Raw genomic sequence first — 26,298 nt, forward strand, 5'->3', positions numbered from 1 at the left:
TTGTTCCCCAATGTTCTGAAAATCCTGAGACCTCCCCCCTGATCCCCAGCCGATTTGTCTTAGAGGGCATACATGGTGAGTGTTCAAGCGCCTCCCGGTGGCCGAGAAGTTCCTTACGCGCGCGTGCTGTTGCTGCCGGCCATAGTGATGGCCGCGGTGACCGGGGCCGCCGTCGCCGTGGTGGCGGAACCGGCCCGGCTTGCCGTCGGCTGGTGCGGCGGCATCGCCACGCTCCTGGTGCTCGCCACCGCCGCCGAAGCCGTCCGCCGCGGCCGTGTCCTGCGCGATACGCGCGCCGAACTCGCGAGCCGGACAGCCTCCTTGGAACGGCGCCTCGCCGCCCAGGACGACGAGATCGTCCACCTCGGCAAGGAGCTGCTGCCCGCTGTGCTGTTGCAGCTGCGCTGCGGCGATTCCCCCGACCAGGTGATGCGCAAAGTCGTCGACGCGAACCCCACGTACCGAGAACTCCCCGCCTCGCAGCGCGAGTTGCTGCGCATCATGCTGCGGATCGTCGACCACGAGGACGCGCTGCGCGACTCCTCGCAGCGCGCCTTCGTCAACATCGCCCGGCGTGTCCAGGCGATCGTCCACCAGCAGAACAAGGAACTGCGCGAGATGGAGGAGGACCACGGGCGCAACCCCGAGGTCTTCGACGACCTGCTGCGCATCGACCACGGCACCGCGCTCATCGGCCGCCTCGCCGACTCCATCTCCGTACTCGGTGGCTCCCGCCCGGGCCGCCAGTGGCCCAAGCCCGTACCGCTCTACAGCGTGCTGCGCGGTGCCATGTCCCGGATCCTGGAGTACCGGCGCATCGAACTGCACTCGATCGCCCGGGTCAACATCGACGGCCCGTCCGTCGAACCGGTCATCCACGCCGCCGCCGAACTCCTCGACAACGCCACGCGCTACTCGCCGCCGCAGACCAAGGTGCACATCACCGCCGTCGAGGTGCAGACCGGTGTCGCCATCGAGATCGAGGACGCCGGCGTCAGCCTCAGCGAGGAGGCACGCCGACGGGCGGAGGGCATGCTCGAGAAGGCCAAGGCCGGCATCGACCTCAACGACCTCGGCGAGACCCCGCGGCTCGGCATGGCCGTCGTGGGCCGTCTCATGCAGATGTACAACATGCAGGTCTCGCTGCGGCAGTCGGCGTACGGCGGTGTCCGCGCCGTGCTCATCGTGCCCAGTGACATGCTCACCGAGGGAACCGCTCCCGGCCTCGCCCACGGCATCGGAGTCGGCTCCGTGCCCCAGGTGGACCTCCACGACGTCGTGCCACCGGCGCGCAAGCCCAAGAAGCGCCGTCCCACCACCGGACCCCGCGTCTCGGAATCGGCGTCCCCGATGGAGGACGACGTTCCCGTGGTCACCGAGTGGACGCCGCAGGGTCTGCCGCAGCGCCGCAGCCGGGTCAAGATCCCGTTCAGCCAGCGGGTGGCCGAGGCCCGCGCCGCCGAGGCGGAGGCGGAGGCCGCGCGCAAGGCCGGCAAGCCCGTCATCGACTGGTCCAGGTCCGCGGCACAGCCAACCCCGGACAAGGACGAACCCCCACCCGGGTTGTGGGTCGAGGCGTTCATGGCAGGCCTCAAGGGCGGAGACGAGGACCAGAACAAGACACCAGGCGCGACCGACATCCCGGCCCCTCGGGAGGCCGACGACGAGGGGGACCTCAAGTGATCCAGCACCGAGCCAACTTCGACTGGATGCTCAAGGAGCTGTGCGACGGGGTGCCCGGCACCCGGCAGATCGTCGTGCTCTCCGCCGACGGCCTGCGCATCGCCCGGTACGGAGGTGATCCCGACGCCGCCGACCGCGTCGCCGCGGCCTGCGCCGGACTCCAGAGCCTGGCGGGGGCCGTCGCCACCGAGATCCCGGGCACCGAGGGCCGGATGCGCATGGTGATCATCGAGATCCACGGCGGCTACTTCTACATGATGGCCGCGGGCCCCAACGCCTACCTCGCCGTCCTCGCGGACGAGACCGTGGACGCCGGGCTCATGAGCAACCGCATGCGCGACCTCGTCGTACGGATCGGTGCCCACCTGACGAGTCCGCCCCGGCGGAACGGGCAGGTCGTATGACTCCTCCGCAACGACGACGGCGCCTCCCCAAGGAAGCGTCCGCGAAAATTCCCCAGCAGGCCCCCGAGGGAGTCTCCCCCCACGCACCGAAGGAAGGCGGGGCACAGGGCGGGGAGAACCAGACGGCTGACCAGACGGAGAACCAGCCGGAGAGGCTGTTCGTCCTCACCAGCCAGGTCGAGGACGGTGATCGTGCCTCTCTCGACCTCGTGACCTTGATCGTGGCGCGCGCCGACGCGCCGCCCACTGCACAGCCGGAGCAGTCGGCCGTCCTCCGGCTGTGCGGGTCCCCACTGTCCGTGGCCGAACTCTCGGCCTATCTCAATCTGCCGTTCAGCGTGGTGACCGCACTGCTGACCGAGCTGCTGACGGCCGAACTGGTACACGCGCGCGCCCCGATCGTCCGCTCGGAGCTGCCCGACCGTTCCCTCCTCGAAGCGGTGATGCATGGACTTCAAAAGCTCTGACACCGTCACAGGCCCTCGCGCCGAGGACCACCTTCCGCAGACGGCCCAAGCCGCTGTGAAGATCGTGATCGTCGGCGGTTTCGGGGTCGGCAAGACGACGATGGTGGGCTCCGTCAGCGAGATCAGACCGCTGACCACGGAGGAGACCATGACGCAGGCCGGCGTCGGGGTCGACGACAACTACGGCTCGGACAGCAAGACCGCCACCACCGTGGCCATGGACTTCGGCCGCATCAGCATCACCGAACAGCTGGTGCTGTACCTGTTCGGCACTCCTGGCCAGGAGCGCTTCTGGTTCCTGTGGAATGGCCTGTTCGAGGGCGCCCTGGGCGCGGTCGTGCTGATCGACACCCGCCGCCTGGAAGTCAGCTTCGACGTCATCGGCCGGCTGGAGGAGCGCGGGGTGCCGTTCGTCGTCGCGGTCAACGACTTCCCGGACGCGCCCCGTTACCCCATCGAGGACCTGCGCTCCGCGCTGGACCTGCCCGAGGAGATCCCCATCATGAAGTGCGACGCGCGCCGCAGGGCCTCCAGCCGAGACGTCCTGATGACCCTGATGCGCTTCCTGCACTCGATCGCCATGGCCTCCGCGTCCGCCTGACAGCCATCCGTCTGACCGTCTTCCGCCTGATCTGCTTCCGCCTGATCGTCTTCCGTCTGACCGTCATCGGTCCCGGCCGCGGCCGCGGCCGCAATTCCCCACTCCCGACTTCAGCTTCGGAGCACCACCGTGACGCCTGAACCCCCTTCCCGAACCAGTACGGACGACGCCATGCCCGGTCCGCCGCCCGGCTGCCCCGCCCACGGAACGGGCCCCGGCGGACTACGCCGCCTGTACGGACCCGAGGCCGAGGACCTCGAAGCCCTCTACGAGAAACTCCGGGCCGAACACGGCGCCGTCGCGCCCGTGCTGATCCACCAGGACGTACCGATGTGGGTGGTCCTCGGCCACAGCGAGAACCTGCACATGGTGCGCACCCCCTCGCAGTTCACCCGCGACAGCCGCACCTGGACCGCGTTCAAAGAGGGCATGGTCGCACCCGACCACCCCCTCATGCCCCACTTCGCATGGCAGCCCATCTGCTCCCACGCCGAGGGCGACGAGCACCTGCGGCTGCGCGGCGCGGTCACCGGCGCCATGTCGACGATCGACTACCGCGGCATCCGCCGCAGCATCAACCGCTCGACCCAGCTCCTCGCCAACCGCTTCTGCGAGGACGGCGAAGCCGACCTGGTCAGCGAGTTCGCCGACCACCTCCCCATGGCCGTGATGTGCGAGGTGCTCGGCATGCCCGAGGAGTACAACGAGCGCATGGTGCAGGCCGCCCGCGACATGATCAAGGGCACCGAGACGGCGATCGCCAGCAACGAGTACGTCATGGGCGCCCTGGTGCGGCTCACCGCCCGCCGCCGCGCCCAGCCCCAGGGGGACTTCACCAGCCACCTCATCAACCACCCGGCGGGGCTCACCGACGACGAGGTGTCCCAGCACCTGCGGGTCGTGCTGATCGCCGCGTACGAGGCCACGGCCAACCTCCTCGCCAACGTACTGCGCATGGTGCTCACCGACCCGCGCTTCCGCGCCCAGCTCAACGGCGGCCAGATGACGGTGCCCGAGGCGGTCGAGCAGTCCCTGTGGGACGAGCCGCCGTTCAGCGCCGTACTGGGCTACTTCGCCAAACAGGAGACGGAGTTGGGCGGCCAGCGCATCCGCAAGGGGGACGGACTGCTCTTCGGGATCGCGCCGGGCAACGTCGACCCGCGCGTCCGCCCGGACCTCACGGCGAACATGCAGGGCAACCGCTCCCACCTCGCCTTCGGCGGCGGCCCCCATGAGTGCCCCGGCCAGGACATCGGCCGCGCCATCGCCGACACCGGCGTCGACGCGCTCCTCATGCGCCTGCCGGACGTCCAACTGGCCTGCGAGGAGCACGAGTTGCGCTGGACGGCGTCCCTCGCGTCCCGGCATCTGGTGGAACTCCCGGTGAAGTTCGCGCCGAAACCGCCGCAGGACGTCAAGCAGCGGCCCCGAGCGCATCCCGTTCCGGATCCGCACCAGGAGTGGGAGATCACCTCACCCACCCCTGCGCCCGCACCCGGTCAGGCCGCCCAGCCTTCCGCTCCCCAGCAGCCCGTACCCGAGCCCGAGCCCGCGGGCACGGGAACAGGCACGGACACGGTTACGGCCACGGCCACGACCCCCGGACCCGAGCGCCGACTCGGCGCCTGGCAGCGCCTCCTGCGCTGGTGGCGCGGTCACTGACAGGCCAAAGGCGTCGGCACTGACCGATCGGGACGTTTATTTGTCACCGATCCGCCCAGTCGTCGTACGCGGACCAGGCCTGGAGTAGTCGCCCGCTCACCAGCGCGTGCTCCCGCCCCGTGACCGGATCGGTGAACTCCAGTACCCGCGCCAGCAGTTGGAGCGGGCGCCGGAAGTCACCGACCGCCACGGGGCCGGTCACCACCGGGTAGAGGGGGTCGCCGAGAATCGGCACACCCAGCGCGTTCATGTGCACCCGCAGCTGGTGGGTCTGCCCGGTGCTGGGCAGCAGCCGGTAGCGCGCCCGCCCGTCCCGGTGCTCGACCAGCTCGATCCGGCTCACGGCGTTCGGCTCGCCCGGTACCTCCCGGGCGGCCATGACCCCCCGCTCCTTCTCGATCCGGCTGCGCACGGTGCGCGGCAGCACCAAGGACGCCTGGTACGGGGCCACGGCCTCGTACTCCTTGCGTACGCGCCGGTCGCGGAACAGCGACTGATACGCGCCGCGCTCCTCGGGCCGAACCGTGAACATCACCAGCCCGGCCGTGAGCCGGTCGAGCCGGTGCGCGGCCCCGAGCGTCGGGATGCCCAGCTCCCGGCGCAGCCGTGCGAGAACCGTCTGGGCGACATGGCTGCCGCGGGGCGTCGTGGCGAGGAAGTGCGGCTTGTCGACCACGACGATGTGCTCGTCGCGGTACACGACGTCGACATCGAACGGGACGGGCTCCTCGTCGGGCAGCTCCCGGTGGAACCACACGAACATCCCCGGCACGTACGCCGCGTCGGGCGCCACCGGCCGCCCGTCCGCACCGACGATCAACCCCGCGTCGAGCATCCCGTCGATCACCCCGGCCCCCGCCGCGAGCCGCTCCACCAGATGCTCCCGCACGGTCGCCCAGGACCCCTGCGCCGGCAGCCGCACCCGCACCGGATCCACCCCGTCGCGCTGCGGCAGGGGAGCGGGCGGAATCCGGGGCCTACGTCTCACCTGGTCAAGCGTACGAGGCCGAGGGAGCCTCCGTGATCGTCGTACGCGCCTTGTACGCCCGGTACGCGGCGCCCACGACGAGCGTCACGCCCAGGAACAGCACCGTGAACCACTGGAAGTACCAGTGCCCGCCCGCCGGGTCGTACACGTCCGCGCGGGGCCAGGCGAGGTTGACCGTCATGAACAGGCCGTAGAGCAGGGCGAGCACGTTGACGGGGACGCCCCAGCGGCCGAGGGAGAAGAGCGGGCGGCCCGTCTCGTCGGTTCCGTCGGCGCTGAAGCCGCCGCGCAGGCGCTGCCACAGCAGTGGTCCGGTCACCATCGCGTACGCGAGGTACAGCATCACGATGCAGGTGGTGCCGATGGCCAGGAACGCCTCCGGCGAGGCGAAGTTGAGCAGCAGCAGGGCCGCGGCGAGGACGCCGACGACCAGAGCGGGGGCGCTCGGCATACCCGTGCGCGGGTTGACCCGCGCAAGGCGTCGGGAGAAGGGCAGCTGACCGTCGCGGGCCATGGAGAACAGCATGCGGCAGGCCGCCGTCTGGATCGCGAGGGTCGCCACGGCGATGGCCACCACCACGTCGGCCAGCAGCAGCCGGCCCACCCCGTCGCCCAGGCTGCTGGTCAGGACGTAACTCAGCCCCTCCACGCCGAGGCGGCCGTTGGTCAGGCTGGGCGCGGCGAGCAGACCGCCGAGGATGATCAGGCCGCCGAGCACTCCCGCCGAACCGAGTGCGGTGAGGATGGTGCGGGGCGCGGTGTGCCTGGGGTTGCGCGTCTCCTCGCTCATCTCGCCCGCGCTGTCGAAGCCGATCATCACGTACGCCGCCGTGAACGAACCCACCAGCAGCGCCCCGAACAGGCCCGACTGGGCGGCCGTACCGGTGTGGAAGGTGATGCCGGGGGAGCGCTCGGAGTGGGTGAGCAGGAGCACGATGATCAGGACGGCGCCGATGATCTCGGCGGTGACGCCGACCCGGTTGATCAGGGACATCACGCGGTTGTCGATGACGTTCACGAAGGTCGTCAGGACCAGCAGCAGCACGCCGAACACCGCCGCGTTGGCCGCGCCGCTCGGGGAGGTCGGCGTCGGGTCGTCGCCGATCAGCTGGAAGCCCGACCAGATCGCCGGCAGCACCATCTGCAGCGCGAGCGCCGCGGCCGCCACCACCACGATCTGCCCGATCACCATGATCCAGCCGGCGAACCAGCCGAAGGTGAGGTTCGACAGCCGCGACGACCACTGGTAGATGGCGCCGGAGATCGGATAGCGCGCCGCCAGCTCCGCGAAGCACGCGGCGACCAGGAACTGCCCGATCAGTACGGCCGGCCAGGTCCAGAAGAACACCGGTCCGCCGAAGGCGTAGCCGAACGCGAAGAACTGGAAGACGGTCGTCAGGACCGAGATGAACGAGAACCCGGCGGCGAACGAGGCATAGCGGCCCAGGCTGCGGTGCAGCTCCTGGCGGTAGCCGAACTCGGCGAGCGAGCCGTCGCCGGCGGAGTCCGGGGGCTCGGGGCGGACGTCGGAGGGGGCGGTGGTGGTCACGGCGGCACCTGCCTTCGGCACAGGGAAGCGGAGTTCCTGTCGAGCGACAGAAATTAGGGAGCGGCTGTTTCGCTCCAGTGACACGGCCGTGTCCGCTGCGGGCCGAAGTCCTCACGCGCTCGCGGCGAGGTCGAATCGCGATACGTCGCGTGTGTTGACGCTCGCATTGAAGACGCGATATGTTCGTCTACGGATATTCGGATACGAGGGTTTCTGTGGTCGAAGTGTCCGAAGTCGAGGTCTCTGAGGTTCGGGGTCTCTGAGGTTGAGGTATCTGAGGTCGAGGGTGAGGTGAGGCCGTCGTGGCGACGAAGCGGCGCAAGCTCAGCAATCCGCTGGCGCTCGCGGTGATGGCGACGCTCGCGCAGAGGCCGATGCATCCGTACGAGATCGCTCAGACGCTGCGCCGCCAGGGCAAGGACACCAGCACGAAGATCAACTACGGCTCGCTCTACACGGTCGTGCAGAACCTGGAGAAGCACGGCTTCGTCGAGGTCACCGATGTGGAGCGGGCGGGCAACCGCCCCGAGCGCACCGTCTACGGGCTCACCGAGGCCGGGCGCGAGGAGATGACCGAGTGGATGTCGGACCTGATGGCCGTCCCGGCACGGGAGTACCCGATCTTCGAGACCGCGCTGTCGCTGATGGGGGTGCTGCACCCCGACGAGGTGACGCGGCTACTGACGGAGCGGCTCCAGGCGCTCGAGGTGCAGGCCGCCAGCGGCCGGGGAGCGCTGCGGAAACTCTGTGAGTCGCTGCCGCGGATCTTCCTGGTGGAGAACGAGTACCAGCTGCACATGGTGGAGGCACAGGCCGAGTGGGTCCGTGGCCTCCTCGAGGAGCTCAGGGAGGGCTCCCTGCCCGGTGTGAAGGGGTGGCGGACCTTCCACGAGACGGGGGAGATGCCGCCGGAGTTCCAGGAGTTGGAGGACAGCTACTTCGACAAGTGACCCACGAGAAGTGACCCAGAGGTGAAACAGACCCCGGCAGGACTGTTGCAGCAGCCCCGCCAGGGTCTCGAACCCCGAACTGACTCCGCCGTGGGGCAGGCCAGGCGATCGAGGTGCGGCACACCCAGGATAGCCCGGCGCTCTTCACACGGATCAGTCGTCATCCATTGACGCGGACCATTTCGCATCCGTTCAGTCAGGAGAGCAGTCGTCGTGAATACCCCTGCGCCCGCGGTCGAGGCGCGCCAACTGATCAAGACCTATCCAGGTGACGTCACCGCGCTCAGCGGCATGGACGTCACCGTCGAGCCGGGCACCGTCTTCGGGCTCCTCGGCCCCAACGGCGCCGGCAAGTCCACCACCGTCAAGATCCTCACCACCCTGGCCCGCCCCGACTCGGGCACCGCCACCGTCGCGGGCCACGACGTGCTGCGCCACCCGGACCGGGTGCGCCGTGCGATCGGCGTGGTCGCGCAGAAGTCCGGCGCCGACCCGGTGGCCACCGGCCGCGAGAACCTCCAACTCCAGGGCAGGCTCTACGGGTTGCGGGGCGCCGCTCTCAGGCGCCGCGTGGACGAACTGCTGGCCCGCTTCCACCTCGCGGACGCGGCAGGCCGCCAGGTCAAGGGCTACTCCGGCGGTATGCAGCGCCGGCTGGACGTGGCGCTCGGGCTGGTCCACCGGCCCGAGGTCCTCTTCCTCGACGAGCCGACGACCGGCCTCGACCCCGAGGCGCGCACCGCGATGTGGGACGAGATCACCCGGCTCGCCGGTGACGAGGGCCTGACCATCCTGCTGACCACGCACTACCTCGAAGAGGCCGACCGTCTCGCCGAGCGCATCGCCATCGTCGACCGAGGCCGTGTCGTCGTCGAGGGCACCCCGGACGCCCTCAAGGGCGAACTCCGCGGCGACGCCGTCCACATGGAACTGCGCGAAGCGGTCGGCGACTCCGGTCGTACGAGCCTGAAGGACTCCCTCTCCGCGCTGCCCGGCGTGCACGAGGTGCTGTTCGACGGCCGCCGGATCAGTGTCCGGGCCGAGGACGGAGCAGCCGCCGTACCCGCCCTGCTCGGTGCCCTGGAGCGCGTCGGGGTGGGCGTCGCCGCCGCCACCGTCGCCCGCCCGTCGCTCGACGACGTCTACCTGCGCTACGCGGGCCGCCGTTACGCGGACGCCGAGGCCGCCGCGGACAGCGCCGAAAGCACCGAAAGCACCGAGAACCTCGCCCTCGCCGGAGGTGCCTGATGAGTACCAACGCCCTCACCCAGACCTGGTTCATGACGCAACGCCAGCTGATGGCGGTGCTCCGGCAGCCCGCGTACGTCGTGTTGATGCTGATCCAGCCGGCGGTCTGGCTGTTCCTGTTCGGCAACCTCTTCAAGAAGGTCGTCGAACTCGGCGGCTTCGGCACCACCACATATCTGGACTACCTCGTGCCGGGCATCGTCGTGATGAGCGCGCTCAGCTCCAACATGTGGGCGGGCATGGGCACCTTGGAGGAGATCGAGCGTGGCACGCTCAACCGGTTCCTGACCACTCCGGTCAGCCGCGGCGCCCTGATGAACGCCAATGTCGTGCAGCAGGGGCTGACCACGGCCGTGCAATCCGTGGTGATCATCCTGCTCGGGAAGCTGGGCGGAGCGGACTATCCGGGCGGCGCCGCGGGTCTGGTCGTGCTCGTCGTCGCGGCCTCGCTGCTGGGCACCGTCTTCGGCGCGCTCTCCAACGCGCTGGGCATGCTGGTGCGCGAACGAGAGTCGATCATCGGTATCAACACGTTCCTGCTGCTGCCGCTGACGTTCCTCTCTTCGGCCTTCATGGCACCGTCGCAGATGCCCGGCTGGATGCGGCACATCGCCGACTTCAACCCGCTCGACTGGGCGATGGTGGCGGGCCGTTCGGCGATGACGGCGAACCCGGACTGGAGCGACGTGCTCACTCGGGGCGGGGGACTGCTCGCGCTGGCGGTGGCGGCGGTATGGCTCTCCACCCGCACGTTCAGGGCGTACCAGCGGTCGGTCTAGGGCGTATCCGACCCTGATCCGCCGGACAGGCCCTGGGAAGGCTGTGCCGCGTCGACGCGGACGACCGCGCCCCGACAGGGGCGCGGGGCCGTGACATCACGCGGCTCCGCGGCGCGGGCGCGACCAGCCGCAAACAACCCGTGGATGGGCACCGGATGTCACGCGGAGCGGTCCTGCTCCGCCTCCACCTCTGCGTTCCACTGCCGCTTCGCCGCCTGCCAGCCGTCCTCGTTGTGACCGAGGCGCCAGTAGCCGGAGATGGACAGGTCCTCGCGCGGGAACTGGCGCTCCACGCGCAGCAGCCGGCGCAGCTCCTTCACGAAGCCGGCCTCGCCGTGCACGAACGCGTGGACCCGGCCCTCCGGGAACTCCAGCGCCCGTACGGCCTCCACCAGCGCCTCGCCGATCGGCCGGTCGCCGCGGTGCAGCCAGACGATCTCCAGGTCGGAGGCGATCTTCTGCTCCTCGTCCGGCCCTTCGACCTCCACGAACGCGTACACCTCGGCACCGTCGGGCATCGCCTCCAAGGTGGCGGCGATGGCGGGCAGGGCGCTCTCGTCCCCGGCGAGCAGATGCCAGTCGGCCTCGGGGTCGGGCGCGTACGCGCCGCCGGGGCCGAGGAACCGTACGACCTCGCCCGCCTGCACCCGGGTGGCCCACGGTCCCGCCAGGCCCTCGTCGCCGTGGATCACGAAGTCGAGCGTCAGCTCGCGCAGCTCCGGATCCCAGGCGCGCACGGTGTAGGTGCGTGTGACGGGCCACTGCTCGCGCGGGAACTCCTCGCGGATCCGCGCCACGTCGAAGGGCTCGGGATATGTCACGCCCTCGGGGCCGAAGAGCAGCTTCACATAATGGTCGGTGCTGGTGCCCGTGCTGAAGTCGGCGAGGCCTTCGCCGCCGAGGACCACCCGCTGCATGTGCGGGGTGAGCCGCTCCGTGCGGACGACCCGCGCGGAATGGGGCTTCGGAGCTCTGCGTACCGGACGCTCTGCCATGTCGGCCTCCCGAATTCACTAAGGCTTGCCTAAGTTAGCACCTCTCCCTAGTTAACACCTCAGGCGCGAAGAGTCGATGAGCACCCCCGGAGAAGTCCTGGAGCAGTTTTTAGAAGTCGATTACCAGTCTGCGGGAATCCGAGCCCCGACCCGTCCGGGGGGTGGGGAGCCCGACCCGTCCGGGGCAGGGGAGCACGACCCGTCCGGGGCCGGGGACCGGCGACGGGATCAGGTCCCGAGCGTCGCCAGCAGCCGCTTCAGCGAGCCGCCCAGACCCCAGCGCACCGCGAGTGCGTCCAGGGCCGCCGGGTCGCGCGGAGCGTGCGGCAGTGCGGTGTCCACGTCCGGCAGTGGTACGTCCCCGGCCACCCGGACGACCTTGGGCGCCACGGCCACGTACGGCCGTGACTCGTCGAGTCGCTTGCGCTGCGAGGGTGTGAGCCTGGCCTTCGGGTCGTCGACCGCGGCCATGATCCCGGCCAGGTCGCCGAACTCCGCGAGCAGCTTGGCGGCGGTCTTCTCGCCGATGCCCGGCACACCGGGCAGCCCGTCGCTGGGGTCGCCGCGCAGCAGCGCCAGGTCCGCGTACCCCGGGCCGTCGACCCCGTACCTCTCGCGCAGCAGTGCCTCGTCCGTGAGCTGCAGCGAGCCGACACCCTTGAGCGGGTACAGCACCCGCACCTGCCGCTTGTCGTCGACCAGTTGATACAGGTCGCGGTCACCGGTGACGATGTCGACCGGGCCGGTGGCGCGGCCCGTGAACGTGCCGATCACGTCGTCCGCCTCGTACCCCTCGACCCCCACGCGCGCGATGCCCAGCGCGTCCAGGACGGTCTCGATGACCGGGACCTGGGGCGAGAGGGTGTCGGGCACCTCCTCCTCGTCCGGACCGGTCTCGGTCTCCTCCGCGACGCGGTGCGCCTTGTAGGACGGAATCAGGTCGACCCGCCAGTGCGGCCGCCAGTCCGCGTCCATACAGGCCACGAGATCGTCCGGGCGGTGGTCCCGGACCAGGCGGTCGATGAACTCGAGCAGTCCGCGCACGGCGTTCACCGGCGTGCCGTCCGGGGCCTTCACCGAATCCGGGACGCCGAAATAGGCGCGGAAGTACAGCGAGGCGGTGTCGAGAAGCATGAGTCGTCGAAGGGGCTGCGTCTGCTGCGTCACGCTTCGCATCATGCCGTACGCCACTGACAGTCCCTGTCCGGCGCGGACCGGCGGCGACAGCCGACGCGTCTACAGGACGAACGTAAACAGCGTGTGAAGTGAGCCAGGCCCGCGTTTGTCCGGAACGAGCGGGGGCAGGCGCCGCCCCGGAGCGAGCCCGGTCGCATTTTCAACGACCACTGACGGACAGCGACCGGATGGGTGGGCAGAACCCGCGTCGCTCCACGGCCCGCCGGCGGGGGAGGCGGGCCGTTCTTGGTTCTACCTGAGAGGTACACGTGTCATCCAGGCTGCAGGCCGAGCACCTTTACAAGGTGTTCGGCAGACGACCCGACGAGGCGGTCGACAGACTCCGCCAGGGAGCGGACCGCGAGGAACTGCGAGCCGACGGCACCACCGCCGCGGTGATCGACGCGTCCTTCACGGTCGAACCGGGCCAGACCTTCGTCGTCATGGGACTGTCCGGCTCCGGTAAGTCCACGCTGCTGCGCATGCTCAACGGCCTGCTGGACCCGACCGCGGGACAGGTGCTTTTCGACGGCCAGGACCTGACCACGCTGAGCGACCGCGAGCTGCGCGAGGTCCGCGCCAGGAAGATCAGCATGGTCTTCCAGCACTTCGCGCTCTTCCCGCACCGCAGCGTCCTGGAGAACGCCGCGTACGGCCTGGAGGTGCAGGGCGTGCCGCGCGCCGAGCGCGAGGTGCGTGCCACCGACGCGCTGGCGATGTGCGGCCTGGCCGGCTGGGAGAAGTCCTGGCCCGACGAGTTGTCCGGCGGCATGCAGCAGCGCGTGGGCCTGGCCCGGGCGCTGGCCACCGACGCCGGCCTGCTGCTGATGGACGAGTCGTTCAGCGCGCTCGACCCGCTGATCCGCCGCGACATGCAGGACCAGCTGATCGAGCTCCAGAAGAAGCTCAAGAAGACCATCGTCTTCATCACGCACGACCTCAACGAAGCCATGCGCCTGGGTGACCGCATCGCCGTCATGCGCGACGGCCGCATCGTCCAGATCGGCACCGCCGAGGACATCCTGGTCCGTCCCGCAGACGACTACGTGGCGTCCTTCACGCGGGACGTCGACCGCTCCCGGGTGCTGACCACCGAGGCCGTCATGGACAAGGACCTGCGCGGCGACGAGGCGGACTGCGGCTGCGAGACCGCCACACCCGACACCTCCTTCGTGGACCTCTGCGCCATCAGCGCCCGCGTGCCGCACGCGGTCGCGGTTCTCAACGGGAAACGACAGCTCGTCGGAGTCGTCCCACGGCAACGGCTGATCGGCTTCCTCGGCGACCAGCAGGGCGAGCCCACGCCCTGCGAGGCACCGCGCGACAAGGCCGCCAAGGCGGTGAAGAGCGGTGCCTAGGATTCCCTTCGGCGACTGGGTCAACGACACGGTGGACTGGCTGCTCCACCACATGGCGTGGCTCTTCGACTTCCTCAAGACGGTCTTCCTGGGCGCCTTCGACGGCATCAACGCCGTCCTCCAGGCCCCGGAGCCCCTTCTGCTCGCGGGTATCTTCGCGGTGATCGCGTTCTGGCTGCGCGGCACGGCCGCCGGTCTCCTCGCCTTCGCGGGATTCGCCTTCATCGACTCCCTCGAACTGTGGGAGGACGCGATGGTGACCCTGTCGCTCGTCCTCGTGGCGACGATCATCGCGCTCGTCATCTCCGTGCCCGTGGGCATCTGGGCGGCACGTTCGAACCGGGTGAGCAACATCGTCCGCCCGGTGCTCGACTTCATGCAGACGCTGCCCGCGATGATCTACCTCATCCCGGCGATCCTGTTCTTCGGCACCGGCGCACCCGCAGGCATCGTGGCCACCCTGATCTTCGCGCTGGCCCCCGGTGTCCGGATGACGGAACTGGGCATCCGCCAGGTCAACAGGGAACTGGTCGAGGCCGCCGACGCGTTCGGCACCACGCCGGGCAACACCCTGCTGCGCATCCAGTTGCCGCTGGCGCTGCCCACGGTCATGGCCGGGGTCAACCAGGTCATCATGCTGGGTCTGTCCATGGCGGCCATCGCGGGCATGGTCGGCACCGGCGGTCTGGGCGGCGACGTGAACGAGGCCATCGGCCAGCTGAACGTCGGCCTGGGATCCGAGGCCGGCGTCGCCATCGTCATCCTGGCGATCTACCTGGACCGCATGACCAGCTCGCTGGGCACCCAGGTCTCGCCGCTCGGCCGCCGTGCCGTCGCCAGGCTGCGTGCCGCGCAGGGCCTGAAGATCTGGTCCTACCGTCCCCGGCCCGCCGTGGCCGTGATCGGCGTGGTCGTGCTCGCACTGGTCGCGGGCGGCATGGGCATCTTCGGCGGTGCGAGTTCCTCGTCCACCGCGTCCGACGCCGAGGATGTCGGCCAGGGCAAGAAGATCTCCATCGGCTACATCCCGTGGGACGAGGGCGTCGCCTCCACCTTCCTGTGGAAGGAGGTCCTGGAGCAGCGCGGCTTCGAGGTCGAGACGAAGCAGTTCGAGGCGGGCCCGCTCTACACCTCGCTCGCCCAGGGCGACATCGACTTCCAGACGGACGCCTGGCTGCCGACCACCCACGAGCAGTACTGGAAGAAGTACGGCGAGCAGCTCGACGACCTGGGCGCCTGGTACGGCCAGACGTCCCTGGAGCTGAGCGTGCCCTCCTACATGAAGGGCATCGACTCCCTGGAGGACCTCAAGGGCCAGGCCTCGAAGTTCGGCGGGAAGATCACCGGCATCGAGTCCAGCGCCGGCGAGATGAGCCTGCTCAAGAGCAAGGTCCTCAAGGAGTACGGCCTCGACAAGGAGTACAAGGTCGTCGACAGCTCCACGCCCGCCATGCTGGCCGAGCTGAAGCGCGCGTACGCCAAGAAGGAGCCCATCGTCGTCACGCTCTGGTCACCGCACTGGGCGTACAACGACTACGACCTGACCAAGCTCAAGGACCCGAAGGGCGCCTGGGGCAAGGGCGACGGCGTGCACACGACGTCCCGGAAGGGCTTCGCCCAGGACAACCCGGTCGTCGGCGAGTGGCTCAAGAACTTCAAGATGACCGAGAAGCAGCTCACCAGCCTCGAGGCGGAGATCAACAAGGCCGGAAAGGGCAAGCAGCAGGACGCCGTGCGCGCCTGGCTGAAGCAGAACCCCGGCGTCGTCGACAAGCTGGCCCCGGTCAAGAGCTCCACGGGCGGCACCCCGGCCGAGGCGAAGCGTCCGCTGGACGTCGCCTGGTTCCCCTGGGACGAGGACATCGCGGTCACCTACCTCTGGAAGAACGTCCTGGAGCGGCGCGGCTACCGGCTGAATCTGAAGCAGATGGACGTCGGCCCGGTCTACACGGGCCTGGCCACCGGCGACCTCGACCTCAACTTCGACGCGTGGCTGCCCTATGCCCAGAAGAACTACTGGGACAAGCACAAGAACGATCTGAGAGACCTGGGCACCTGGTACGCGCCCACGTCACTCGAGATCGCCGTGCCCTCGTACGTGAAGGACGTCAAGTCCCTCGCGGACCTCAAGGGCAAGGCCGACACCTTCGACGGCAAGATCATCGGGATCGAGCCGGGCACCGGCGAGATGAACCTCCTGAAGACGAAGGTCCTGCCGGGCTACGGCCTGGACAAGGAGTACGAGGTCGTCGACGGCTCCACGCCCGCGATGCTGGCCGAGTTGAAGCGCGCGTACGCCAAGAAGGAGCCGATCGCCGTCGTCCTGTGGTCCCCGCACTGGGCCTACAGCGAGTACGAGCTCACCAAGCTGGCGGACGACAAGAAGCTGTTCGGCGAGGGCAATACGATTCGCACCATCTCCAACAAGACGTTCCCGGACCAGTACCCCCGGCTCACCAAGTGGATCAAGAACTTCAAGATGAGCGAGGACGAGCTGGGCAGTCTGGAGAGCGAGATCCAAAAGCGCGGACAGGGGCATGAGGAGGACGCCGTCGCCGCGTGGCTGAAGGAGCACCCGGACATGGTGGACCGGATGACTCCGCGGTAGAGCGGCAGCACCGGGCCGAGGGGTGGGCTTCGCGCGGGGACCACGCGGTTCCGTGCGCGAGGCCCATCCCTCGCGGCGTTCCCGGGGCTTCGAGACCGGTTCGTGCGCTCGACTGCACCGCCGCACGCGAACTCACCGGCCGCGCCGCCCAGTCGCACACATGCGATTCGGACACCCAGTGTGCCAGGTGAGTCACTCTCCGTGCGGGGCGCGGGAGTCGGGCCACTTGAGCTGTCGGCGCCCCGATCACCGCCCCGGACGGGCATCCACCGCCCTGGCCAGCCTGTTTCGTTTCGGGGTGGAGATGGAGCGGGGTGACGCGGGAGAATTGATCTACTGCACGACAGTGACGCTCCGTCGCGCGTGCGGTGCGGCGATGTTTACGACGATGTGACGGGCGCATGAAACGGTTTGCCGAACGTGCGTAGGGTGCAAACACAACATCGGGAGACATCGGCTCGTATGTACAAAGGGTGGACCGTCACCGGGTCACACGCAGCACACCATGCACCGACGACGCACAGGAGGGAGCCGAAGCGATGGACGACAGCAAAGAAGCCCTTCGGGTGGGCGCGGCCGTCCGGCGGCGGCGCCGGGCACTGGAGCTCACCCTCGCCGTCGTCGCCGAGCGCAGCGGTCTGTCGGTCCCGTTCCTGAGCCAGGTCGAGAACGAGCGGGCCCGGCCCAGCGTGCGCTCCCTCGAACGCGTCGCCGACGCCCTCGGCACGACCCGTGTCGAACTCCTCGCCGCCGCCGACCCGGCGCGTAGCGTCGACGTCGTGCGTTCGGACGACTCCGAGTTCACCCAAGAGCCCCGCGTGCGCTCCCTGGTGCGCGGCCACCACCAGTTGCACGGCACGGAGTTCAGCGGCGACCACGACGCGGGCCGCGAATTCCAGCACCGCAACGACAGGTTGATGTACGTCGCCGACGGTGCGGTCGAGGTCGAGGCGGAGGGGCGCGCGTACCGGCTGGGGCGCGGTGACACGCTGTACATGTCGGGTGGCGTGCGCCATCGGTGGCGGGCGACCGAGCCGGACACACGCGTGCTGATCGTCGCGGTCGCGGACCACATCGAGGCGGTGGAGAGTCCGCGGCAGTGAAGACCATGAGGGTGGTGTCGCTGGTGCCGTCCCTCACGGAGGCGGTGGCCGCGTCTTTGCCCGGGGTGCTGGTCGGAGCGACGGACTGGTGCACTCATCCCGTCGATCTGGAGGTCGTACGGGTCGGGGGGACGAAGAATCCGGACGTCGACCGGATCGTTCGACTCGGCCCCGACCTGGTGATCGCCAACGAGGAGGAGAACCGGGAACCCGACCTCACCGCTTTGCGCGACGCGGGGATCGATGTGCTGGTCACCGAGGTTCGGGACGTGCCGCAGGCGTTCGGGGAGCTGGAGCGGGTGGTGAGGGCTTGCGGAGGGCGGGGGAGGCCTCGGTGGTTGGACGAGGCGGAGGCGGCGTGGGCGGAGCTGCCGGTTCCTGATCGCCGCGTTCGGGCGGTTGTGCCGATCTGGCGGCGGCCGTGGATGGTTCTCGGCCGGGACACGTTCGCCGGGGATGTGCTGGCGCGGCTGGGGGTGGACAACGTGTACGCGGTGCATGCGGAGCGTTATCCGCGGGTGCCCATCGAGGAGTTGAGGGCCGCGGGCTTTGTCGTGCTGCCCGACGAGCCGTATCGCTTTTCGGCGGAGGACGGGCCTGAGGCGTTTGCGGGGACGCCGTGTGCGTTGGTCAGCGGGCGTCACCTCACGTGGTACGGGCCCTCGCTGGTGGAGGCGCCGCGTGTGCTGGGTGAGGCGCTGCGGGCGGCTGCCGGTTGACCAGGGGTTTCCCTTTCCCCAACCCCACCCCTTCCCGAAACAGGGGGCTGCGCCCCCAGACCCCCGACATCGCTCGCATTTCGGCTGCGGGCCGGTCGTGGCTGGTCGCGCAGTTCCCCGCGCCCCTGAAGGGCGCGCCCCACTCGCCCTCAGTCACCCAGCGAACCCTGAAGGGCGCACCCCCACCCACCCCACCCCAGGAAATGCGCTGGCGCCGGAGGCGGGTCGCGGCGCAGGATCGGGGGATGACCTCCACCGCCCCGCCGGCCACAGGCGCTCGTACGCCGTGGGAAGACCTTCCCCACACCGTGCGCGCCGCTGTCGCGGAGGTGCTGGGCGGTCCGGTCGTCGCCGCGGTCAGTCAGGACGGCGGGTTTTCGCCGGGCGTGGCAGCGCGCGTCCGGACGGTCGAAGGGCAGCGCGCGTTCGTGAAGGCGGTGAGCGCCCAGAGCAACCCCGACAGCCCCGACATGCACCGCCGCGAGGCGCGCAACGCCGCCGCACTGCCGCTCGCAGTCCGCGCACCGCGGCTTCTGGGGACATATGACGACGGGACCTGGGTGGCCCTCGTCTTCGAGGACGTCGAGGGAAGGCAGCCTCATGTTCCCTGGAGGGAGAGGGAGTTGAGGATCGTACTCGACGAGGTGAGCGCGTTGGGGCGGGCGCTCACGCCGTCGCCGGTCGACGCGCCGCCCGTCGGGGAGCTCCAGGCCGAGGCTTTCCAGGGGTGGCATCGGATGATCGAGGCGGGCGACACGGGCGGTGAGGGAAGGGGGCTCGACCCGTGGATCGCTCGGAATCTGCACCGGCTCGCCGAAGTCTCCGATCCCTGGGTCGAGTTCGCCTCCGGTGACACCCTCGCCCACGGAGATCTCCGCGCCGACAACATGCTGCTGACCGAGGACGGAGTCGTCTTCGTCGACTGGCCGCATGCCGTGCGGGCGGCGCCCTGGTTCGATCTGCTGATCTTGCTGCCCTGTGTACGGGCACAGGGCGGACCGGAGCCGGACGAGGTGTTCACCGGGCACCCGCTGGGGCGGGACGCGGACCCGGAGGGCGTGACCGCGACCCTGGCCGCGCTGGCGGGCTATTTCGTGCGGCAGTCGCGGCAGCCCGCTCCACCGGGGCTGCCGACACTGCGCGCGTTCCAGCGCGCCCAGGGCGCGACCGCTCTCGACTGGCTCAGGAAGCGGCTCGGACCAGGCCTTCCATGACCCTGAGGTCCTCGCCCATCTCCGGGTGCCATTGGACGCCCAGCACCCAGCCGGGCCCGGGCAGCTCCACGGCCTCCACCGTCCCGTCCGGCGCGTGGGCCGATGCCATGAGGCCGGAGCCGAGCCGGTCCACGGACTGGTGGTGGTACGTCGGGACCGATGCCTCCTCCGGCACCAGACGGGAGTAGAGAGAGCCCGGCACCGGCTTCACCGGGTGCCGGCCGAAGACGCCCACGACCTCGACGTGGCCCTCGATGTGCTGCACGAGGGTCCCGCCGAGGGCGACGTTCAGCAGCTGCATCCCGCGGCAGATACCGAGCAGGGGTGTGCCGGAGGCCAACGCGGCGTCGATCAGGGCGAGTTCCCAGCTGTCCCGCTCGCGGGCCTCGGGACCCGTCCGGGGCTCGCGAGCGGCGCCGTACCGCGCCGGATCCACGTCCGGGCCGCCCGCGATCACGAGCCCGTCGAGCCGGGCGACGGTCGCCGCGGCGTGCGCGGGCTCGTCCGGCGGCAGCATCGCGACGAGCCCGCCCGCGTCCCGCACCAGCCGTGGATATCCAGCGGGCAGCAGCGCCGCCTCCAGCTCCCACACACCCCAGCGCGCGGACTCCAGATACGTACTGACTCCGATCAGCGGCCTGCCGCCCACCATGAACTCCATTCTCCTTGATCAGTTCCGTTCCAACTCTGCCTCGGCCGCCGCCAGCGCCGCGAACTCCTCCTCCGGAGCCTTCGCCACCAGACGCTTGCGGCTGTAGAGGCCGAAGTACGCGACCGCGACCACGTAGACCCCGAGCGCGATGAACGCCGCCGTCACGTCAACCAGGAACGTCGCCGCCAGCGCGGCGCACGTCAGCACCAGTGCCACCGAGGACGTCAGCACACCGCCCGGCGTACGGTACGGCCGCGCGAGCCCCGGCTCGCGGCGGCGCAGCACGATGTGCGAGAGCGACATGAGCGCGTACGAGATGGTGGCACCGAAGACCGCCACGTTCAGCATGCGCGCGCCGTCTCCCGTCGCCGCGGCCAGGGCGAAGCCGATCGCGCCCGGCACCAGCAGGCCCAGGTAGGGGGCCTTGCGGCTGCTCGTCAGGGACAGGAAGCGGGGCAGGTAGCCCGCCCGTGAGAGCGCGAAGAGCTGACGCGAGCCCGCGTAGATCAGCGAGAAGAACGAGGCGACCAGGCCCGCGAGGCCGGCGTAGTTGACGAACCGGCTCAGCGCCGTCGCCTCCCCGTCCGGCTGGAGCGCCTCGACGAGCGGGTTGCCCGCCCCCTGGATCGCATCCGAGCCGCGCGCCCCCGCGGAGGCGAAGAAGGTGAGCAGCGCCAGGACCACCAGGATGCCCATCGACCAGCGGATCGCCTTCGGCAGCGTACGGGCAGGGTCCTTGGTCTCCTCGGCCGCGAGCGGCACGCCTTCGACCCCCAGGAAGAACCACATGCCGAAGGGGAAGGCGGCCCAGATGCCCAGCAGACCCATGGGAAGCCAGGAACTGGAGCCGAAGGCGCTCTCGTCCACCGGGATGTCGTCGAGGTTCGACGCGTCGAAGTCGGGGAACGCGCCGACCGCGAACACCAGGAGCGCCGCCACGGCGATTCCGGTCACGACGAAGCTGAAGCGCAGCGCCTCGCCGACACCCCACAGGTGGATGCCGATGAAGATCACGAAGCAGGCCAGGTACACCGGCCAGCCGGAGGTGAGCCCGAACAGGCCCAGCGACTCGACATAGTCGCCGATGAAGATCGCGATGGCGGCGGGCGCGAGGACGTACTCGATGAGGATCGCCGTGCCGGTCAGGAAGCCGCCCCAGGGCCCGAGCGCCCGGCGCGCGAAGCCGTAGCCGCCGCCCGCCGTCGGCAGGATGGAGGACAACTCGGCGAGCGCGAAGACCATGCATGTGTACATCAGGCCCATGAGGACCATGGCGACCGCCAGGCCGCCGAAGCCGCCCTCGGCGAGTCCGAAGTTCCAGCCGGAGTAGTCGCCGGAGACGACGTACGCGACGCCGAGGCCGGTGAGCAGCAGCCAGCCGGCGCTTCCCCGGCGCAGGGCTCTGCGTTCCAGATAGTCGTCCGCCTCTTGGTCGGCGGGGGGTTTGGTGGATTCGAGGGACATGGGCGGACTCCCCAGCGCAGCGGAACACAATGGATCGGAGCCATACCTTTGCGGTCCGCGTGGCCGGAAGGCAAGGGGTCTGCATCAGGTGAGGAAGCCGCGCAGCAGGGCGGCGGTCCCCGCGCAGTGCTCGCGCATCATCTCGCGCGCCCCGTCGGCGTCCCCGTCGAGTACGGCCTCCACCAGGGCCGTGTGCTGCTGCTGCGAGTGCTCCAGGTTCCGGACCAGCAGCGGAATGCAGTCCAGCAGATCGTTCACGGTCGCCCGTACGGCCGCGTACTGGGCGGTGAGGGTCGGCGAACCGCACAGTTCGGTGAGCGTGAGGTGCAGCAGCGTGTCCAGGCGGCGGTAGTCGGCGAGCGGTGCGTCGTGGGTGCGGGCGAGGGCGTCCCGCAGCCGTGCGGCCTGCTCCTCGTCCAGCCCGTGCTGGGCGCACAGGCCGGCCGCGCCCACCTCCAGGACCTCACGGAAGCGCAGGACGTCCTCGATGTCGGTCCCCTCGACCCGGCGGCGCAGCTCGTCCTCGCCGGGCGCCCCGGTCCTCGGCAGGACGAACGTGCCGCCGTAGCGTCCGCGCCGCGACTCGACCAGCCCCTGGTCCTGCAGCACCTTCAGCACCTCGCGCAACGTCACCCGGCTGACCCCCAGCCGCTCCGCCAACTCCCGTTCGGCGGGCAGCCGTTCACCGCCGGGCACCAGGCCGAGCCGTACGACCTGGAGGATCTGTTCCAGCGCCTCCTCGAATCCGTTGCCCGCCCGCACCGGCCGCAGCACCGGTGTCAGCTGATCGTTCACGCCGTGTCCGTCCGACTGCGACATCTGGCCGTACCCCCTTCCCAAGCAATGGTTCTCAGCAATACCTTATGGCTCTCGGCTGACCCAAGGAGGCCTTTCCCGTGGCAGACCGCACACCACCGCTCAGCGTCGAGGAGCTGCACGCCCTCGTCGCCGGCGGAGAGATCGACACCGTCGTCCTGGCCTTCCCGGACATGCAGGGACGGCTCCAAGGCAAGCGGTTCGCCGCGCGCTTCTTCCTCGACGAGGTGCTGCACCACGGTACGGAGGGCTGCAACTACCTCCTCGCGGTCGACACCGAGATGAACACCGTCGACGGCTACGAGATGTCCTCCTGGGAGCGCGGATACGGCGACTTCGCCATGCATCCGGATCTCAGTACCCTCCGCCGCGTCCCGTGGAACGCCGGCACCGCCATGCTCATGGCCGACCTCGCCTGGAACAACGACTCGCCCGTCGTCGCCGCACCCCGCCAGATCCTCCGCCGCCAGCTGGAGCGGCTCGCCGAGTACGGCTTCACCGCCAACGTCGGCACGGAGCTGGAGTTCATCGTCTTCAAGGACACGTACGAGCAGGCCTGGGACGCGAACTACCGGGACCTCACCCCGGCGAACCAGTACAACATCGACTACTCGGTGCTGGGCACGGGCCGCATCGAGCCCCTGCTGCGCCGTATCCGCAACGAGATGGAGGGCGCGGGGCTGACCGTCGAGTCCGCCAAGGGTGAGTGCAATCCCGGCCAGCACGAGATCGTCTTCAAGTACGACGACGCCCTGGTCACCTGCGACCAGCACGCCGTCTACAAGACCGGCGCCAAGGAGATCGCCGCCCAGGAGGGTGTCTCGCTCACCTTCATGGCGAAGTTCAACGAACGCGAGGGCAACTCCTGCCACATCCACCTCTCGCTCGCCGACAAGAACGGCAGCAGCGCCATGGCGGGCGACGGCCCCGGTGGCATGTCGCCCGTCATGCGTCACTTCCTCGCCGGTCAGCTGGCCGCACTGAGAGACTTCTCGCTGCTGTACGCGCCCAACATCAACTCGTACAAGCGATTCCAGCCCGGCTCCTTCGCGCCGACCGCCGTCGCCTGGGGCTACGACAACCGCACCTGCGCGCTCCGCGTCGTCGGCCACGGCCGCTCGATGCGCTTCGAGAACCGGCTGCCCGGAGGCGATGTCAATCCGCATCTCGCCGTCGCCGGACTCGTCGCGGCCGGTCTGTACGGCATAGAACAGCAGCTGGAGCTGCCCGAGCCGTGCACGGGCAACGCGTACGCCACGGAGTACGAGCATGTCCCCACCACTCTGCGCGAGGCCGCCGACCTCTGGGAGACCAGTCCCATCGCCAAGGCCGCCTTCGGGGACGAGGTCGTCGCCCACTACCGCAACATGGCGCGCGTCGAGCTGGACGCCTTCGACGCCGCGGTGACCGACTGGGAGCTCCGCCGCTCCTTCGAACGCATGTGAGAGGTCTTTCCTTGTCCGAGCACGAGCTCCAAGTCCTGAATCCGGCGACGGAGGAGGTCGTCGCCACCGTCCCGGCCGCGACCCCGCAAGACGTGCACGCTGCCGTCGTACGGGCGGCGAAGGCGCAGGAAGGGTGGGCCGCCCTCGCGCCCGGCGAGCGGGCCCGGTTGCTGCGCCGCTTCGCCGCCCTCGTCGACGAACACGTCGAGGAACTCGCCCGGCTGGAGGTCCGCGAGGCCGGACACACCATCGGCAACGCCCGCTGGGAGGCGGGCAACGTCCGTGATCTGCTCGACTACGCGGCGGGGGGAGTGGAGCGGCTGAACGGGCGGCAGATCCCCGTGCCCGGCGGCCTCGATGTCACGATCCTCGAACCCCTCGGGGTCGTCGGCGTGATCGCTCCGTGGAACTTCCCGATGCCGATCGCCGCCTGGGGCACCGCGCCGGCGCTCGCGGCGGGCAACGCCGTCATCCTCAAGCCCGCGGAGACCACTCCGCTGACGGCTCTGCGGCTGGCCGAACTCGCCCTGGAGGCCGGGCTTCCCGAGGGTCTCTTCCAGGTGCTTCCCGGTGAGGGGCCCGTGGCGGGCGACGCGCTGGTCGGGCATCCGCAGGTCGCGAAGATCGTCTTCACGGGGTCGACGCCGGTCGGCAAACAGGTGCTGGCGAAGGGGTCGGCCCTCCTGAAGCCCGTCACCCTCGAACTCGGCGGCAAGAGCCCGAACATCGTCTTCGCCGACGCCGACATCGAAGCCGCCGCCGCGGCCACCCCGATGTCCTTCCTCGACAACTCCGGCCAGGACTGCTGCGCCCGCACCCGCATCCTCGTCCAGCGCACGGCGTACGACCGCTTCCTGGAACTCCTCGCCCCCGCCGTCGAGTCCGTCCTCGTCGGCGACCCGGCCGACGAGAAGACCGCGATGGGCCCGCTGATCTCCAAGGTCCAGCTGGAGCGCGTTCGTTCGTACGTCGCCGACGATCCGCAGGGCATCCGCGGCACCGCACCCGAGGGCCCCGGCTTCTGGTTCCCGCCCACCGTCCTGACCGGAGTCGAGCCCCACGCGCGCGTGGCCGTCGAAGAGGTCTTCGGGCCGGTCGCGGTCGTCCTGCCCTTCGAGGACGAGGCGGACGCGATCCGGCTCGCCAACGCCACCGAGTACGGACTGTCCGGCTCCATCTGGACCAGGGATGTCGGCCGGGCGCTGCGCGTGTCGCAGGCCGTCCGCGCCGGGAACCTGTCCGTCAACTCCCACGCCAGCGTCCGCTACTGGACCCCGTTCGGCGGCTACAAGCAGTCCGGACTCGGCCGCGAACTCGGTCCTGACGCCCTCACCGCCTTCACCGAGACCAAGAACGTCTTCATCAGCACGGAAGGTCCAGCACAGTGACCGAAGAAAGCATCTGCCGCCGCCTCGTCGGCCGTACCGCCGTCATCACCGGCGCGGGCAGCGGCATCGGCCTCGCCACCGCGCGGCGACTCGCGTCCGAGGGCGCGCATGTCGTCTGCGGTGACGTCGACGAGACCCGCGGCAAAGCGGCCGCCGAGGAGGTCGGCGGCATCTACGTGAGCGTCGACGTCACGGACGCCGAGCAGGTCGAGGCGCTCTTCAAGACCGCCTACGACACCTACGGTTCGGTCGACATCGCCTTCAACAACGCGGGCATCTCGCCGCCCGACGACGACTCCATCCTGGAGACCGGCCTGGAGGCCTGGAAGCGGGTCCAGGAGGTCAACCTCACCTCCGTGTACCTGTGCTGCAAGGCCGCGATCCCCTACATGCGGCGCCAGGGCAAGGGCTCCATCATCAACACGGCGTCGTTCGTGGCGCGGATGGGCGCGGCGACCTCCCAGATCTCGTACACCGCCTCCAAGGGCGGCGTCCTCGCCATGTCCCGCGAACTGGGCGTGCAGTTCGCCCGCGAGGGCATCCGGGTCAACGCGCTGTGCCCGGGACCGGTCAACACCCCGCTCCTGCAGGAGCTGTTCGCCAAGGACCCGGAGCGGGCGGCCCGCCGCCTCGTGCACATCCCGGTCGGGCGCTTCGCGGAGGCCGAGGAGATCGCCGCGGCCGTCGCCTTCCTCGCCAGCGACGACTCCGCCTTCGTGAACGCCACCGACTTCCTTGTGGACGGCGGGATCTCGGGCGCCTACGTCACACCGGTGTAGGCAAGCCAGAACACCTCTCACGGTCACGAGCGTCACGTCCTAGAGTGCCGGGATGAGCATGACGCCTCCGCCCGGCTGGTATCGCGATCCGTCGGCCCCGCATGTCGAGCGCTGGTGGGACGGGACCGCCTGGACCGAGCACCGGCGTGCGCCCGAGGCGCCCCAACAGCCCGTGGCGCCGCCGGGTTCCGCTCCGGCGCCCGGTTTCGGCCCCGGCCCCGGCCCCGGCCCCGGCGCGGGCACGGGGGCG

24 protein-coding genes are annotated in these 26,298 nt (G+C 69.9%); 17 read left to right on the forward strand and 7 right to left on the reverse strand.

All coding sequences use genetic code 11. The features are described from left to right. Positions 1–72: 72 nt before the first annotated feature. From FGD71_RS20305 to FGD71_RS20325, 5 genes are all read left to right on the forward strand, one after another. The gene (locus FGD71_RS20305) at positions 73–1,683 is read left to right on the forward strand and encodes a sensor histidine kinase (RefSeq protein WP_119101899.1); all 1,611 of its coding nucleotides are present in this window, start codon (positions 73–75) and stop codon (positions 1,681–1,683) included. Beyond that, on the forward strand, positions 1,680–2,087 hold the full coding sequence (locus FGD71_RS20310; protein ID WP_119101900.1) for a roadblock/LC7 domain-containing protein: 408 nt from the start codon (positions 1,680–1,682) through the stop codon (positions 2,085–2,087). Before FGD71_RS20305 ends, FGD71_RS20310 begins: the two co-directional genes overlap by 4 nt. Beyond that, the gene (locus tag FGD71_RS20315) at positions 2,084–2,554 is read left to right on the forward strand and encodes a DUF742 domain-containing protein (protein ID WP_119101901.1); all 471 of its coding nucleotides are present in this window, start codon (positions 2,084–2,086) and stop codon (positions 2,552–2,554) included. Before FGD71_RS20310 ends, FGD71_RS20315 begins: the two co-directional genes overlap by 4 nt. Further along, entirely contained in the window at positions 2,535–3,155 is a 621-nt protein-coding gene (locus FGD71_RS20320; RefSeq protein WP_119101902.1) for a GTP-binding protein, read from the forward strand. The genes FGD71_RS20315 and FGD71_RS20320 overlap by 20 nt, the downstream gene beginning before the upstream one ends. Positions 3,156–3,284: 129 nt before the next feature. After that, on the forward strand, positions 3,285–4,817 hold the full coding sequence (locus FGD71_RS20325) for a cytochrome P450 (RefSeq protein ID WP_119101903.1): 1,533 nt from the start codon (positions 3,285–3,287) through the stop codon (positions 4,815–4,817). Between the two features lie 43 nt (positions 4,818–4,860). Here FGD71_RS20325 and FGD71_RS20330 read toward each other — a convergent pair whose 3' ends face one another. Together FGD71_RS20330 and FGD71_RS20335 are read right to left on the reverse strand one after the other, a co-directional pair. Beyond that, positions 4,861–5,805, reverse strand: a complete 945-nt coding sequence (locus tag FGD71_RS20330; protein ID WP_119101904.1) for an RluA family pseudouridine synthase — start codon at positions 5,803–5,805, stop codon at positions 4,861–4,863. A gap of 4 nt (positions 5,806–5,809) precedes the next feature. After that, positions 5,810–7,354, reverse strand: a complete 1,545-nt coding sequence (locus tag FGD71_RS20335) for an amino acid permease (protein WP_119101917.1) — start codon at positions 7,352–7,354, stop codon at positions 5,810–5,812. Positions 7,355–7,656: 302 nt separating this feature from the next. Between FGD71_RS20335 and FGD71_RS20340 the strand changes: the two genes are divergently transcribed. The 3 genes from FGD71_RS20340 (at position 7,657) to FGD71_RS20350 (ending at position 10,331) form a co-directional block, all read left to right on the forward strand. Then, the gene (locus FGD71_RS20340; protein ID WP_162931178.1) at positions 7,657–8,304 is read left to right on the forward strand and encodes a PadR family transcriptional regulator; all 648 of its coding nucleotides are present in this window, start codon (positions 7,657–7,659) and stop codon (positions 8,302–8,304) included. A 213-nt stretch (positions 8,305–8,517) separates the two neighbouring features. After that, positions 8,518–9,552, forward strand: coding sequence for an ATP-binding cassette domain-containing protein (locus FGD71_RS20345; RefSeq protein ID WP_119101905.1), 1,035 nt, complete (start codon positions 8,518–8,520; stop codon positions 9,550–9,552). Next, positions 9,552–10,331 carry an ABC transporter permease gene (locus FGD71_RS20350; protein ID WP_119101906.1) on the forward strand — a complete coding sequence of 260 codons (780 nt, stop codon included), beginning with the start codon at positions 9,552–9,554 and terminating at the stop codon, positions 10,329–10,331. Before FGD71_RS20345 ends, FGD71_RS20350 begins: the two co-directional genes overlap by 1 nt. A gap of 158 nt (positions 10,332–10,489) precedes the next feature. Here FGD71_RS20350 and FGD71_RS20355 read toward each other — a convergent pair whose 3' ends face one another. Both FGD71_RS20355 and FGD71_RS20360 read right to left on the reverse strand, forming a co-directional pair. Continuing rightward, positions 10,490–11,326: a siderophore-interacting protein gene (locus tag FGD71_RS20355; protein ID WP_119101907.1), complete on the reverse strand. Its 837-nt coding sequence runs from the start codon at positions 11,324–11,326 to the stop codon at positions 10,490–10,492. A gap of 228 nt (positions 11,327–11,554) precedes the next feature. Continuing rightward, the gene (locus FGD71_RS20360) at positions 11,555–12,502 is read right to left on the reverse strand and encodes a 5'-3' exonuclease (protein WP_240436686.1); all 948 of its coding nucleotides are present in this window, start codon (positions 12,500–12,502) and stop codon (positions 11,555–11,557) included. A 269-nt stretch (positions 12,503–12,771) separates the two neighbouring features. Here FGD71_RS20360 and FGD71_RS20365 point away from each other — a divergent pair, with 269 nt between their 5' ends. The 5 genes from FGD71_RS20365 (at position 12,772) to FGD71_RS20385 (ending at position 19,504) form a co-directional block, all read left to right on the forward strand. Next, positions 12,772–13,860, forward strand: a complete 1,089-nt coding sequence (locus FGD71_RS20365; RefSeq protein WP_119101908.1) for a quaternary amine ABC transporter ATP-binding protein — start codon at positions 12,772–12,774, stop codon at positions 13,858–13,860. Then, a complete protein-coding gene (locus FGD71_RS20370) occupies positions 13,853–16,468 on the forward strand; it encodes an ABC transporter permease/substrate binding protein (protein WP_119101909.1) in 2,616 nt (871 codons plus the stop codon). Before FGD71_RS20365 ends, FGD71_RS20370 begins: the two co-directional genes overlap by 8 nt. Positions 16,469–17,007: 539 nt before the next feature. Then, positions 17,008–17,571, forward strand: coding sequence for a helix-turn-helix domain-containing protein (locus tag FGD71_RS20375; RefSeq protein ID WP_119101910.1), 564 nt, complete (start codon positions 17,008–17,010; stop codon positions 17,569–17,571). A 5-nt stretch (positions 17,572–17,576) separates the two neighbouring features. Then, a complete protein-coding gene (locus tag FGD71_RS20380) occupies positions 17,577–18,290 on the forward strand; it encodes a helical backbone metal receptor (RefSeq protein ID WP_119101920.1) in 714 nt (237 codons plus the stop codon). 245 nt (positions 18,291–18,535) lie between these two features. Continuing rightward, the gene (locus FGD71_RS20385) at positions 18,536–19,504 is read left to right on the forward strand and encodes an aminoglycoside phosphotransferase family protein (protein ID WP_119101911.1); all 969 of its coding nucleotides are present in this window, start codon (positions 18,536–18,538) and stop codon (positions 19,502–19,504) included. Here the strand turns inward: FGD71_RS20385 and FGD71_RS20390 are convergent. From FGD71_RS20390 to FGD71_RS20400, 3 genes are all read right to left on the reverse strand, one after another. Continuing rightward, entirely contained in the window at positions 19,473–20,165 is a 693-nt protein-coding gene (locus FGD71_RS20390; RefSeq protein ID WP_420878325.1) for a gamma-glutamyl-gamma-aminobutyrate hydrolase family protein, read from the reverse strand. The two genes, FGD71_RS20385 and FGD71_RS20390, sit on opposite strands and share 32 nt — an antisense overlap. Positions 20,166–20,174: 9 nt before the next feature. Continuing rightward, positions 20,175–21,620, reverse strand: coding sequence for an ethanolamine permease (gene eat, locus FGD71_RS20395; protein WP_119101912.1), 1,446 nt, complete (start codon positions 21,618–21,620; stop codon positions 20,175–20,177). Between the two features lie 84 nt (positions 21,621–21,704). After that, positions 21,705–22,439: a FadR/GntR family transcriptional regulator gene (locus FGD71_RS20400; RefSeq protein ID WP_119101913.1), complete on the reverse strand. Its 735-nt coding sequence runs from the start codon at positions 22,437–22,439 to the stop codon at positions 21,705–21,707. Between the two features lie 77 nt (positions 22,440–22,516). Here FGD71_RS20400 and FGD71_RS20405 point away from each other — a divergent pair, with 77 nt between their 5' ends. From FGD71_RS20405 to FGD71_RS20420, 4 genes are all read left to right on the forward strand, one after another. Continuing rightward, on the forward strand, positions 22,517–23,881 hold the full coding sequence (locus tag FGD71_RS20405) for a glutamine synthetase family protein (protein WP_119101914.1): 1,365 nt from the start codon (positions 22,517–22,519) through the stop codon (positions 23,879–23,881). 11 nt (positions 23,882–23,892) lie between these two features. Continuing rightward, positions 23,893–25,269 carry an aldehyde dehydrogenase family protein gene (locus FGD71_RS20410; protein ID WP_119101915.1) on the forward strand — a complete coding sequence of 459 codons (1,377 nt, stop codon included), beginning with the start codon at positions 23,893–23,895 and terminating at the stop codon, positions 25,267–25,269. Beyond that, positions 25,266–26,048, forward strand: coding sequence for a 3-oxoacyl-ACP reductase (locus FGD71_RS20415; protein WP_119101916.1), 783 nt, complete (start codon positions 25,266–25,268; stop codon positions 26,046–26,048). Before FGD71_RS20410 ends, FGD71_RS20415 begins: the two co-directional genes overlap by 4 nt. Before the next feature lie 58 nt (positions 26,049–26,106). Continuing rightward, the coding region (locus FGD71_RS20420; protein WP_140935917.1) for a DUF2510 domain-containing protein at positions 26,107–26,298 on the forward strand (192 nt) is incomplete at its 3' end.

This window comes from Streptomyces sporangiiformans, assembly GCF_005768555.2.
Classification (GTDB): domain Bacteria; phylum Actinomycetota; class Actinomycetes; order Streptomycetales; family Streptomycetaceae; genus Streptomyces; species Streptomyces sporangiiformans.